Below are 12,061 nucleotides of genomic sequence, written 5' to 3'. Positions count from 1 at the left end.
TCATGTGGGCAATCCTCCGTGCAGAAGGTCGTCATTTTTCGGCTTCCAAGCTTGTAATCGGCCCTCCAGCACATCGACGACGATGTTCGCACCTGCGACCAGGGCAGCAAGCACAGCGAGGGCCGCGAATGATCCGGTGGGATCGAAGTTGGTTGCCGAGAGTTGGATCAGGTAGCCGAGACCGGCATTGGAGGTGAACATCTCCGCTATGGCGGCGCCGCCGATGCTTAGCGGGAGAGACACTCTGATCCCGTTGAATACAAAGGCCAGCGTCGCTGGAAAGACAATGAGACGAGAGACCTGCCGATCGCTGGCTCCCATGATCTCGGCCACGCGCACCAGATGAGGCGATATGGAACGCACGCCGGCCATCGTGTTGAAGTAGACCAGAAAGAAGCTCACGCTCGCAACGAGCGCCACCTTCGACCAGATGCCGATGCCGAACCAGATGACGAGGATCGGAATGAGCGCGAGTTTGGGTATCGCATACCCCGCCAGCATGAATGGCTCCAGAACCGCTGCCACGAACGGCAAGCGACGTATGGCGAACGGGAGAATTGCGCCCGGAATTGCTCCGATGAGGAACCCGAGCACCGCCGCCAGCAATGTGTAACCCAGGTGATAGAGGATCTCGCCCGAGCCGAACCACAGCAATAGCTGTTCGCTGACGAGCAGCGGAGAACTTATCCATTGTGGGCCGGTGTAGACGCTGCCGATCTGCCAGCTCGCCAGCAAGAGAGCAACGACCACGAGCCGATCCAGGACCGCATGCCGTGACTCTCTCGCCGGCGTTGCCGGCGCCAATCTCTGGTCCGGGCGCAGAGCAATCATCGAATGTCACTTGATGTAGGAGTTATCGAAGAAGCTCTTGGCCTCGGGCAGCTGAGTGCCCTCGGGTATCATGCCGGCGGCCTTGGCATAGTCTATTGTATTCGTCACCGCCTGCTCACTGACAGTCGCCTGCGGCAGCGTGAGGCCGGCTGTTGCCTTGAAAGATTCCTTCAGTATTTCGGGCGGCATCTTGGCGAACACCTTTTGCAGCGATGCCAACGCATCGTCCGGCTTGTCCTTGATGAGCGTCATCGCTTTGCCGACGGCCCTCATGAACTTGGTGCAGGTCTCCGCATTCTCCTTGCAGTATCCAGAATGCGCGATGACGACATTGTACAGATTTGGATTCAACTCGGGCAGGTCACCACGGATGCCGGAGAACCACTTGACGGCGCCTTCATTTGTCGCCTGCAAGGTAAAGGGCTGAGAAAAGACGAACCCGTCGATGCGCCCCTGCTGCAGCGCGGAGATCATTGCGGGTGGCTGCAGCGGCGTAACGGTCATGTCCTTGTCGGCATTCAGACCCACCTTTTTGGCGATGAAGCGCAGGTATCCGTGAGGAAGCCCACCGACAGCATCGACTCCGATCGTAAGACCTTTGAGGGCCTTGGCCCGGTCGGCATCGCTCGCCGTCGGCGAGATGCCGGTCTTCGCCGCCGCTTCCTTGCTCAGGACGATTTCGGTGCTGAACGAACTTTGGGTCAGGCCGATGATGTCGACCCGCTGGTTCTTCGCCGCCGCCGCCACGATGACGGCACCCGCGATAGATCCGATATCCGCGCTGCCGCTCAGAACCGCGGTGACGGTTCCCGGGCCTGCCACCACGGTCGTCTTGACGTCCAATCCTTCTTCCTTGAAGAAACCCTTGTCATCGGCCACGTAGAACGGGCTGAACAGCAGCGACTGGGCAGGCAGCGCAAATGTCACCGACTTGTCGGCCGCATACCCGCCGGAGCCGCAGATCATGGCTGCAATCATACCGACTGCTGCCGCTTTCACGTTCATGATCGTCTTCATTTCTTCTCCTCCCTGAGAAAGTAATGACGAATGCTATGGAATGAGGTGGCCGGTTATCATCCGACGTTCGGTGGCGGCTCCTACTCTGTGACCTGCAAGTTCGACTTCGCCTGAGCGGCAAGAGGAACCGCCGGAATGCTGACCTTCCGCGCGTCTACAAACCTGCCGGTCGCCCGCTGCAACTCGCGTCGTAAGTCGTCACTGACATCATCAGGCTGCGACGACGCGCGCCACGCCACATGTCCGTCCGGGCGGACCAGGACTGCGCCCGTCGACTGGATGCCGTAAAGTTCAAGCCAGTCGGCGTCGACCGCCCGCAGACCATCATCCTTCTCGATGATGTGCGCCCGCCCGCTGAGGCCGAGTTCGTCGAGAACTTCGCTGAATGCATCCTTCCAAAGCTTCCCATCCGCTCCGACCAACAGGGTGAACTCGGAGAGTGCAAAGAGATCGAGCGAGGACATGAGCGTGCCTTCCCTTCCAGCAAGCCAGAAATGCGGGGCACGTTGGCCGGGGCGCGCTGACGGAATGTAGTCGCGAACCGAGTGAGGTTCATACTCGGCGCCGTCGTCTGCTATCAGGGCCGATCTGTAGACATATCCGAACGTCTGGCCAGGATAGTCGAAGTGCTCCCTTTGGTCCGGAATTGCGGCGGCTAGGCGTGCCCTTACCACATCGCTTTCGTCACTTTCGATCCTGCTGGTCACATCCTTGTTGTCCGACAACATGCCGGCCAATCCAGAAGCCGCCATCTTCTCGGCGTTGCGTACGCTCTGGGCGACGTTGAACCGCGCGATGGGCATTCGCTCCTCGCCATACGTCTCCAGGATTGCGGCTGGCGCGTCCCCACGCAGCACGAGAGCAAGCTTCCAGGCCAGATTGTGAACGTCGGCTATGCCGGTGTTCATTCCCTGCCCGCCGGTGGGCGGCAGCGGATGGGCCGCATCGCCGGCAAAGAAGACGCGTCCGCTCTGGAACTTGTCGGCTATCCGAGCCTGCATTCTCCAAGGCATGATGCTCTGGATGTCGATGTCGACATCCTGCGAGCCGATCGCGGCCTTGATGATCGCCTCGCAGCGCTCTCGCGTAAAGTCTTGCCTGTTATCAGTTTCGCCGTAGGCGAAGTTGTAGGTCCAGCGATAACGGCCATCGAGCGATATGAAGACGCCACTCGTGGTCGCATTGTAGATCCACCAGAGCAGGTAAGGCCGCCCCTTGGTAAAGCGGAGCAGATCCGCTTTGAAGTAGACGCCGATCTGCTGGCCCATCGAGCCACCGCTAGCTCCGACTCCGAGTTGCTCGCGTGCAAAGCTGCGCGCGCCGTCGGCCGCGATCACATACTTTGCGGTACAGGTCCCGGTTTCGCCGCCAGCGGCACGCCAGTGAAGATCAACTCGATCGTCGCGCTGGAGAATCGCCGTGATCTCGGTCGAGAAGCGCAAGTCGTGCCCGGGGACGGATTCGACATGCCGCCGCAAGACTGGCTCCAGCATGTCTTGGGGGCAGGACCGCTTCAGGCACGGGCTAATTGCGAGTTCTTCGAGCTCCGGCCTGCGATCGGGTCGGGTCCAGATCACGCCGATCTCCTCGCCCGAAAGGCTGGTCATGAAACCGACGCCTGCATGCTTTTCGATCGGTAAGGAAACGCTGCTGATCTCGTTCTCGATGCCAATCTGTCGGAAGATTTCCATCGTGCGCGCGGTGATCACGTGTCCGCGGGGATGAAAAGAAGTCGACGGATTGCGATCGAACACAACGCAGGAGGTAGCCAGCCTCTGAAGCAAGGCGGCGGCGCTAAGGCCTACGGGGCCGGCGCCAATAATGGCCACCTCTACCGCGCTGTTCGTCATGAGCTCCTCCCACTCAGCTGACTGCCAGTCAATCAACCATAACGTTGACTGTCAGTCAATCTTGGCTTCTTGTCTTTTTGTCCCTCGGTCTTCGCGGGGACAGCCCACGCTGCCGAGTGGAGAACGTCAGGCAGCAAGGCACGCGGGCCCCGCCCACGTGACCGATGCAATTAGCTGTCGAAGGCGCTATGACCCACGCAGACGAACCCAGGATGCGCCTGATGAAACCAGACAGTGCCAGATCCAATCAGGTTGGCAGGAGGCGGTCGCCCAATGCGGCCGCCAAGGCGGATGCTGCCCGCGAAAAGCTCCTCCAGGCAGGGGATGTGCTTTTCAACGAACGTGAACTTGGCCAGGTATCGGTTGATGAAATTACCAATGCGGCCGGTGTCGCACACGGACTGCTCTTTCACTACTTCAAGTCGAAAATGGCCTTCTACGCGGAGGTCTCGAGGCGAGCCGCTCAGCGCCTGGCCCTCGTGCACCAAGAGCGCCGCCCTGAGCCGACAGCCGATGCGAAGCTCGCGGCATGCCTGTCGAGGCATATGGACGTCATCGTTCAACGGCCCGCGTCCTATAAGTTCCACGTCCGCGGCAGCATCAGCAATGAGGTGCGCGCAATCTGGGAAGCTTCGCGCCACGAATTCATACTTCTCGTGCTGCGCGATATGTACGGCGTGACCAATCCCAAACCGCATCTCGTCGCGGCGGTCCGGGCCTGGCTCGGGTTTTTCGACGAAATGGTCCTGGCCTGGATTGACGACCGGAAAATCAAGAAATCCGGCATCATCATGCTTTCCGTCCAACTTTTCCTCGATGTGCTGAAGCACGCGAGCATCCTGGATGAGAGCGATGTGGACGACCCGGAGGCAACCTGAAACCCGGAGGACGCGTTGTGGTCGCACGCTGGATAAAACCTGCAGCTACTCGCGCCCCACGACCCTGTCTAACCAGGCACAATTCGGACCGGGATCCGGTGCACGGAAACCGTTCTCGGCATTCTTGAAGCGCATCTCGCGCATTCGTGTTCGCACGGGAGAGGTCTCCGGCAGATAAAGCCGCTCGTGACCCCAGGTGGACGGCCCCTCGCTCGTTTCGAACGGTCTCCATGTCTCCGGATCTATGACTGTCGCGCCCCATCCATACTCGACGAAGAAGTCCGACGGGGTGGTGGCGTAGAAGCTCAGCATGTGATCGTTGGCATGGCGGCCAAGGGTATAGGCGATGCGCCCATCCGTTGTCTGAGCGATATCGTAGCCTTGCCCGACATCATCCAGCGACAGCAACTCGACCATGAAGTGATGCAACCCTTTGCGGCCCGAACCGACCATGGCGAAGCTGTGGTGTCGCCCGTTGAGATGGAAGAAATAGAGGGGGTATGGCGTGAGGCCGTAATCGGTGACCCGAAAGCCGAGAAGGTCGCGATAGAAATGTAGGATACCCTGCACATTCTCGACATGCAGCACGGCGTGGCCCATGCCCAGCGTGCCTGTCTTGAAGCCCGAGATCGGGCGCCCGGCCAGGAATGGCGTTTCGGCAATCTCGGGGTCGCAAAAAGCCTCCAGCCGGTTGCCATCAGGGTCATGGAAAGAAATCAACCTTCCGACATGCCTTTCATCGGCAAGCGCCGGGCCATGCTCCTTCACCCCAACACCCGCGTTTTCGAGCATGGAGGCGAAAGCATCCAGATGAGCTGAAGACGCTGTCTCCCAGCCCATGAAGGCAAGCCCCTCGTCACCTTCGCCAGTTACGACGAGCCGCTGCTTCCGGTCGTCCATGCGGAACAGTCGCCCCGCCCCGCCACGATCGACCTGCTGCATTCCCAGAAGGTTTGTTGCGAATGACGCCCACTCGTCGGTACGGCGGGAGTTTACACCAATATATCCAAGCGAGATCAGGGACATCGATCACTCCATCGCATTCAGTTCAGAGGTCGCGTTGCTCTTCCGGACGCGCGAGCCGTACATGTCGAACCACTCAGCGCATGTTACAGGCGCAGGCGCGGATGTGGCGTGGACACTCTCTTCAGTCCGCCAGGTGGACAGAGAAACCTTCAAGCCGTCTCGCCTTTCGTGCGACCTCTTCTGTCCAAAGGCTGCCTTCAGGCGACCGAAGCCTCACTGGTCAGCCACACGCAATACGATCTTGCCGATTTGCTGCCCCTCCTCGAGCAGGCGATGCGCCTCCGCGGCACGGGCAAGATTGAATTCAGCCGCGATCCGCGGGCGGATTTTCGTGCCGACCAGCGGCAGAACCTCGTGCCGCAATTTTTCGGCGATGCGCCGCTTGCGGTCGAGCGGCAAGGGGCGCAGCAGCGAGCCCGTCAGCCTGATCCTTCGAGCCATAACGGTGCGCAACGGCAGTTTGAATTCCCCGGTTCCGCCAGACAGGTGAGCGATCCATCCGTCTTCGGCCATCATCGCGACGTCCTGTTCGATATGCGCTCCGCCCGACATGTCCAGCAATGCCGAGATTCCCTGACCGGCCGTTGCGGTCATTACTTTGTTTGCCAGGTCAGGATCTGAGTAGGAAAAGGCCGCCAGGGCTCCAAATTCGAGCGCAGCCGCCACTTTGACAAGTGACCCTGCTGTCGCGATAGGCTTGTAACCAAGGCTGGACAATGCCTGCAACGCCAGGTGCCCAACGCCGCTCGTGCCGCCGTGTATCAGTGCATACTGATCCTTTTCGAGCGCCATCAACCCGAAATAGTTCCACCATGTCGTGAAGAGGGCTTCCGGCAGAGAAGCTGCTTCGGTGTCAGTCAGACTTGTCGGTGCCGGCAACGCAAGGGCCGCCGAAGCGGCCACATACTGACCGTAGCCGCCTCCTTGAACCAGTGCCATTACACGATCTCCGAGCCTGGGCTCGGTCACTCCTTCGCCGAGACTCACGACTTCGCCACAGACCTCGAGACCGGGAATTGGCGTCCCATCGGTATGTTTGCCAGCGATCCGTTGATTGACGTCGTGTCGGTTGACGCCAGCAGCTGTCACGCGGATCAGCACCATTCCAGCCGTCACGATCGGGATCGGAACGCGATCCAGTTGCAGGGCTTCAGGCCCGCCGGCGGTTCGGATCACGATGGCTTCCTGAGAACACGGGACTGTCATGAGCATACCCGTTGCATCTTCAGCCTTCCGCCACGACAGTGTTGCGCAAGGTGCCAATACCGCTGATATCGACTTCGACTTCGTCACCCGGCTTCATGAAAAGCTTCGGATTGCGAAAGACACCGACTCCACCTGGCGTTCCGGTTGCAATCACGTCGCCCGGCAGCAATTCGGTCACGATGGAGAGGTATGCGACAAGCTCGGGAACGGAAAAGGCCAGGTCTGAAATGGCCGCGTCCTGGACCATTTCACCGTTCAGGCGGGTTTGGAGCGTTCTGGTTGCCGGATCTCCGAACTCGTCGGCCGTCACCAGCCAGGGGCCCATCGAACCAGTGCCGACGAAGTTTTTCCCTGACCAGAACTGGGTCGTGTGACGCTGGTAGTCGCGGATCGAGCCGTCATTCAGGCACGTGTAACCAGCGACATGTTTCATGGCGTCGGCGCTTGACACAGCTCGGGTTCGCTTGCCGATGATGACGGCCAGCTCGCCCTCGAAATCGAACTGGTCCGAAACTGTGGGCCGCACCAGAGATTGACGGTGACCGACGATCGAGGACGGATAGCGCGTGAAGATGGATGGATATTCCGGCTTGTCGCGCCCCGTTTCCTTGATATGGGACATGTAGTTCAAGCCGATGCAGATGATCTTGTCCGGCTGGAGGATAGGCGGCAACAGGCTGACTTCGCCGAGGCGAAACGTGGTTCCGGTCGATTTCAGTTCGGCGGCCGCACCAGCCTCAAGCAACCCACGCACGTCCCGATACGTCGCCCGAATTTCTTCGCTCGCTTCTGATATCACGTCTCCTTCGACCACGCCGAAGGAGACGATGCCGTCGGGCCTTTGATATGAGCTGATCCGCATCTCTGTCCTCCTGGTTGTTCACGCAGACGATCCGGCGTCTGGCAATGGCCCTCCGGCGCGCCGGCCGACTCTCCCGTCGGCGAGCGGCTTGGGGATCGTTGGCGACCGCAATGTACCGGTCACGAGTTGTGCCATAAGCCCCTATGTGAACCTTGCCCGCCAGGTGGACACCGCCTCTTAATAGGCGGATATTAGGGTTTGGATGGTGATCGCCGCTGGGGGCCGGCATGATGACGGTTGCCATCAGAAATCTGTGGGTGCCCAAGGTGCGCTGATGTCGGATACCAAACACGTCCGCGCAGTAGGGCGGGCCTTTAGAATTCTGCAGACGATTAATCAGCGTGACGGCGTCAAGGCCGGTGAGATCGCCGAAGCGACCGGCTATCCGCGCGCGACGGTTTATCGGCTGCTGGAGACGATGGAAGAACTTCGCTTCGTCACGCGTGACCGACTTTCAGAAAAATGGCGCGTGGCGCTGCATGCGAAATCGCTTAGCTCCGGCTTTAGGGACGCCGACTGGGTTTGCCATGTCGTCGTACCAGCGATGGTGCGACTGGGTAAGCGCATTCTATGGCCTGTCGATCTCATGGTGCCGTACATACGACCAGATGGAAGTACGAGAATCGACCTACTACCTCAGTCCGTACGCTCTCGACCGGGGAATGGTTGGAACAAAGCTCCCGATGATCGAGACGGCAAGCGGCCGCGCCTATCTGGCTTTCTCGCCGCCGGAAGAACGAGACAAGGTGCTGCAGGGCCTGAAGTATCGCCACAACGCACAGGGCCCTCTCACGAGCCGAGACGGCGAGTTGGATACATTACTGGACCAAAGCAGAAAGCTGGGCGTCGGCTTTCGGAAGCAGGGGTTTCGTGCCGACACGATGAGCATGTCAGCACCGATTTATCACGGCCAATCCGTGATCGCCTGCCTGACGGTCATCTGGCTCAGGTCAGCGCTCAGCTTTCAGGATGCGGTTGAATCGTACAAGCAGCTCCTTGTTGATACGGCTACGGACCTATCCCGCGAATTGGCCGCCGGTGATTATGATCTGAGACGGGCGGAGCGCGGTCCCGACATCCTGGCAAACAAATGAATCAAAGCTTCGAACCACGGTCATGCGATGAACTGTCGGACGTTCTCAGCTAGGACGCCACGAACTGGTAGCCAACGGTTGACGTTCCGACACAGGTGAACGGCGCCGGCATTGTCTCGCGGTTAGTACAGCGCTGCTGCTCACCAGCCATTCAGCCCCCCGAGTCTACCCCAGCGGCAGCACCTCTGCACGTTTAATCTGCCCCAGCGCGAAGCTGGTTTCGATGGAGGCGACATTGTCCAGCCGGGTCAACTTATCCTTCAGGAAGCGTTCGTGCGCCTGAAGATCGCTCGCGACGATCCGCATGAGGTAGTCGCGTTGTCCCGTCATGAGATAGCAGTCCACGACCTCGGGCCAGCGAGCCACGGCTTCGGCAAACTTGTCGAGATCCTCCTCTCGTTGACGCTCCAGCTTGATCGAAGCAAATGCGCTGATCGGCAGTCCTACCTTCTCCTGGTCGAGAACGACCGTGTAGCCCTTGATAACGCCGAACTGCTCGAGGAGCCTTATGCGGCGCGCGCAAGGCGATGGCGAAAGGCCCACCCGTTCGGCGATGTCGCCAACTGTGGTTTTTGCGTCGGCCTGCAAGGTGCGAAGTATCTTGCGGTCGATGTCATCAATTGAGTGGCGTGGCACATTTCACCTCAATGGCCGAGCTTTATAGCACAATCCACCAATGGCAAAGCGTCTTTCTGCCGATCTTTGGCCCCTTTCGCTTCCCGGCCGGGTGCATGATTCCCGCGCAGGAAGGGGCAGGATCATGACCAGACTCGATTTGCTCGGCGAACTGGAGCGCAAGGTGCTTTGGCTGGCGACGTGGATGATCCACAACGCCAACCACCTTCGGGACAATGGTGATGGCTTGAAGGTAGGGGGTCACCAGGCATCCTCCGCCTCGATGGCGACGATCATGACAGCGCTTTACTTCGCTGCGCTCAGGTCCGAGGACAGGGTGGCGGTGAAGCCGCACGCAAGCCCGATCTTTCACGCCATCCAGTATCTGCTCGGCAACCAGACCCTTGACCGGATGAAGAATTTTCGTGGCTACAAAGGTGTCCAGTCCTACCCGTCACGCACCAAGGATATCGATGATGTGGATTTTTCCACCGGCTCCGTCGGGCTGGGTGTGGCGCAGACGATCTTCGCGTCCCTCGTTCAGGACTACGTCCACGCGAAGGGCTGGGCACAAAATCTTCCTGCGGGGAAGATGATCGCCCTCGTGGGCGATGCCGAGATGGACGAAGGCAACATCTTCGAGGCGCTGCTCGAGGGATGGAAGCACGGCCTGCGCAACACGTGGTGGGTCGTCGACTACAACAGGCAAAGTCTCGACGCAGTGGTTCGCGAGGGCCTCTGGTCCCGCTTTGAAGCCATATTCCGTAATTTCGGCTGGGACGTCGTCGTCCTCAAGCATGGCCGGCTCCAGCAAGCTGCCTTTGCCGAACCGGGCGGCGATGTGTTGCGTGAGTGGATCGATAACTGCCCTAACCAGCTCTACTCGGCTCTGATCTTTCAGGGCGGCTCGGCATGGCGCAAGCGTCTGATGGACGACATCGGAGATCAGGGTCCGGTGTCGCGCCTGATCGAGAGCCGAAGCGACGAAGAACTCGCAGCACTGATGAGCAATCTGGGCGGGCACGACCTCCCTTCGCTGCTGGAGGCCTTTGAAGAAGCTCGCGCGCACGATCGGCCCGTCTGTTTCATCGCCTACACGATCAAGGGTTTCGGCCTCCCGCTTGCTGGGCATAAGGACAATCATGCCGGCTTGATGACGCCGACCCAGATTGCGGCCCTGCAAAAGGCTATGCGTGTTCGGGAAGGTCGCGAGTGGGAACCCTTCGAGGGCCTGTCCGCCAGGGCAGCCGATGTGCGTGAATTCCTCAAATCGCTTCCCTTCGCGTCCAGGGGGCGTCGCCGGTATGAGTCCGAAACGATCCCGGTTCCTGAAGCTCTGGCTTTCGGCGCTCAGCCTTCTATGTCCACCCAGCAGGGATTCGGCCTGATCATGCATGAGCTCGCGAAGTCCGATACCGCGATCGCCGAGCGAATCGTGACAGCTTCTCCGGATGTGACCGTATCGACGAATCTGGGTGCCTGGGTGAACCGACGCGGGCTGTTTGCGAAGGTGAAGATGGCTGACCTGTTCAGGGCGGAACGTATTCCGTCTACCTATAACTGGTCCTATTCACCCGAAGGGCAGCATATGGAACTGGGGATCGCCGAGATGAACCTGTTCCTCACGTTGTCGGCGCTCGGCTTGTCGCATTCACTGTTCGGGGAGCGCCTGCTTCCGGTCGGAACGCTATACGATCCCTTCATCGAGCGCGGCCTCGATGCGCTGAAATACGCATGTTATCAAGATGCGCGTTTCCTGCTGGCGGCGACTCCATCGGGCGTGACACTTGCGCCAGAAGGCGGCGCCCATCAGTCTATCGCAACACCCTTGATCGGCATGGCCCAAGATGGGCTGGCAAGTTTCGAGCCCGCCTTCGTCGACGAGGTCGCCGTCCTGATGCGTTGGGCCTTCGAATACATGCAGCGCGATGGCGCTGAAGATCCGGACAAACTGACATGGCTGCGAGATGCAACGGGCGGCTCTGTCTATCTTCGGCTGTCGACAAGATCGATCGAGCAGCCCAGGCGGGAAATGACGCCCGACCTTCAGTCCGATATCGTCAACGGCGGTTACTGGATGCGTCGGCCCGGACCAAACGCGCAGGTCGTCGTGGCATACACCGGCGCGATTGCCCCGGAGGCGATCGCAGCGGTGGGACTTATGGCGGAGGACCGACGCGATCTCGGCCTCCTCGCAATCACGTCCGCAGATCGTCTGAATGCCGGCTGGACGGCCGCCCAACGCGCCCGGGAATCCGGACTGACACATGCCTCCTGCCACATCGAGAGACTCCTGGCAGACCTCCCGCCGCATTGCGGACTGGTGACGGCCATCGACGGTCATCCTGCGACGTTGGCCTGGCTGGGTTCGGTGCACGGGCATCGCACCCGTTCGCTCGGCGTCGAACACTTCGGCCAGACAGGATCGATTGCAGAACTGTATCGTCACTATGGCATCGACGCTAAGGGCATCATGGCTGCGGCCCAAAGTCTCACCCCGGGCGCGCCAATAAGACATCTGCGGGCGGTACCCCTGAAGATCCACAAATGAGCGACCTTGTTCGGAGGGCCGTCACCCGTTGCAGGGCCTCCATCACGACCGGCGTCTCGTCTTCCGCAACTCTGCTGCTTGCCAGGATTCACGACCGTCGCGACGCGGCACAAGCCAGCGCAGATACCCAC

At 60.0% G+C, this 12,061-nt stretch carries 10 protein-coding genes and 1 pseudogene; 4 read left to right on the top strand and 7 right to left on the bottom strand.

Annotated elements, in window-relative coordinates; genetic code table 11:
• The 3 genes from LRS09_RS14965 to LRS09_RS14955 all read right to left on the bottom strand — a co-directional run bounded on the left by LRS09_RS14965 (window position 1) and on the right by LRS09_RS14955 (window position 3,698).
• On the bottom strand, window positions 1–750 hold the full coding sequence (locus tag LRS09_RS14965) for an ABC transporter permease (protein ID WP_257807589.1): 750 nt from the start codon (window positions 748–750) through the stop codon (window positions 1–3).
• Between the two features lie 87 nt (window positions 751–837).
• Complete coding sequence (locus LRS09_RS14960; RefSeq protein WP_257807588.1) at window positions 838–1,848, bottom strand: ABC transporter substrate-binding protein; 1,011 nt, start codon at window positions 1,846–1,848, stop codon at window positions 838–840.
• A gap of 80 nt (window positions 1,849–1,928) precedes the next feature.
• Window positions 1,929–3,698: an FAD-dependent monooxygenase gene (locus tag LRS09_RS14955; RefSeq protein ID WP_257807587.1), complete on the bottom strand. Its 1,770-nt coding sequence runs from the start codon at window positions 3,696–3,698 to the stop codon at window positions 1,929–1,931.
• Window positions 3,699–3,919: 221 nt separating this feature from the next.
• On the opposite strand from LRS09_RS14955, the gene LRS09_RS14950 reads away from it, so the two are divergent.
• Window positions 3,920–4,576: a TetR/AcrR family transcriptional regulator gene (locus LRS09_RS14950; RefSeq protein WP_257807586.1), complete on the top strand. Its 657-nt coding sequence runs from the start codon at window positions 3,920–3,922 to the stop codon at window positions 4,574–4,576.
• Window positions 4,577–4,621: 45 nt separating this feature from the next.
• On the opposite strand, the gene LRS09_RS14945 is transcribed toward LRS09_RS14950, so the two are convergent.
• The 3 genes from LRS09_RS14945 to LRS09_RS14935 form a co-directional block, all read right to left on the bottom strand.
• Window positions 4,622–5,602 (bottom strand): VOC family protein, encoded by a 981-nt coding sequence (locus LRS09_RS14945; RefSeq protein ID WP_257807585.1) that lies wholly within the window; start codon window positions 5,600–5,602, stop codon window positions 4,622–4,624.
• Window positions 5,603–5,815: 213 nt separating this feature from the next.
• A complete protein-coding gene (locus tag LRS09_RS14940) occupies window positions 5,816–6,778 on the bottom strand; it encodes a zinc-binding dehydrogenase (RefSeq protein WP_257807584.1) in 963 nt (320 codons plus the stop codon).
• A 49-nt stretch (window positions 6,779–6,827) separates the two neighbouring features.
• Window positions 6,828–7,670, bottom strand: coding sequence for a fumarylacetoacetate hydrolase family protein (locus LRS09_RS14935; protein ID WP_257807583.1), 843 nt, complete (start codon window positions 7,668–7,670; stop codon window positions 6,828–6,830).
• A gap of 202 nt (window positions 7,671–7,872) precedes the next feature.
• On the opposite strand from LRS09_RS14935, the pseudogene LRS09_RS30305 reads away from it, so the two are divergent.
• Together LRS09_RS30305 and LRS09_RS14930 are read left to right on the top strand one after the other, a co-directional pair.
• Window positions 7,873–8,058, top strand: a pseudogene (locus tag LRS09_RS30305) (hypothetical protein); the annotation flags it as partial.
• A 295-nt stretch (window positions 8,059–8,353) separates the two neighbouring features.
• The gene (locus LRS09_RS14930) at window positions 8,354–8,764 is read left to right on the top strand and encodes an IclR family transcriptional regulator C-terminal domain-containing protein (protein ID WP_257807581.1); all 411 of its coding nucleotides are present in this window, start codon (window positions 8,354–8,356) and stop codon (window positions 8,762–8,764) included.
• A gap of 165 nt (window positions 8,765–8,929) precedes the next feature.
• Here LRS09_RS14930 and LRS09_RS14925 read toward each other — a convergent pair whose 3' ends face one another.
• Complete coding sequence (locus LRS09_RS14925; RefSeq protein ID WP_257807579.1) at window positions 8,930–9,400, bottom strand: Lrp/AsnC family transcriptional regulator; 471 nt, start codon at window positions 9,398–9,400, stop codon at window positions 8,930–8,932.
• Window positions 9,401–9,524: 124 nt separating this feature from the next.
• Here LRS09_RS14925 and LRS09_RS14920 point away from each other — a divergent pair, with 124 nt between their 5' ends.
• Window positions 9,525–11,930 carry a transketolase gene (locus LRS09_RS14920; protein ID WP_257807578.1) on the top strand — a complete coding sequence of 802 codons (2,406 nt, stop codon included), beginning with the start codon at window positions 9,525–9,527 and terminating at the stop codon, window positions 11,928–11,930.
• The last annotated feature ends 131 nt before the right edge of the window (window positions 11,931–12,061 follow it).

It is taken from the genome of Mesorhizobium sp. J428 (genome assembly GCF_024699925.1).
Lineage (GTDB): Bacteria > Pseudomonadota > Alphaproteobacteria > Rhizobiales > Rhizobiaceae > Mesorhizobium_A.
This window is presented reverse-complemented; position numbering and strand designations above follow the sequence as displayed.

Bases quoted from the DNA above. Each gene is read 5' to 3' on its own strand.
- LRS09_RS14960 (WP_257807588.1), bottom strand. From the start codon at position 1,848: ATGAAGACGATCATGAACGTGAAAGCGGCAGCAGTCGGTATGATTGCA.
- LRS09_RS14955 (WP_257807587.1), bottom strand. From the start codon at position 3,698: ATGACGAACAGCGCGGTAGAGGTGGCCATTATTGGCGCCGGCCCCGTA.
- LRS09_RS14950 (WP_257807586.1), top strand. From the start codon at position 3,920: ATGAAACCAGACAGTGCCAGATCCAATCAGGTTGGCAGGAGGCGGTCG.
- LRS09_RS14945 (WP_257807585.1), bottom strand. From the start codon at position 5,602: ATGTCCCTGATCTCGCTTGGATATATTGGTGTAAACTCCCGCCGTACC.
- LRS09_RS14935 (WP_257807583.1), bottom strand. From the start codon at position 7,670: ATGCGGATCAGCTCATATCAAAGGCCCGACGGCATCGTCTCCTTCGGC.
- LRS09_RS14930 (WP_257807581.1), top strand. From the start codon at position 8,354: ATGATCGAGACGGCAAGCGGCCGCGCCTATCTGGCTTTCTCGCCGCCG.
- LRS09_RS14920 (WP_257807578.1), top strand. From the start codon at position 9,525: ATGACCAGACTCGATTTGCTCGGCGAACTGGAGCGCAAGGTGCTTTGG.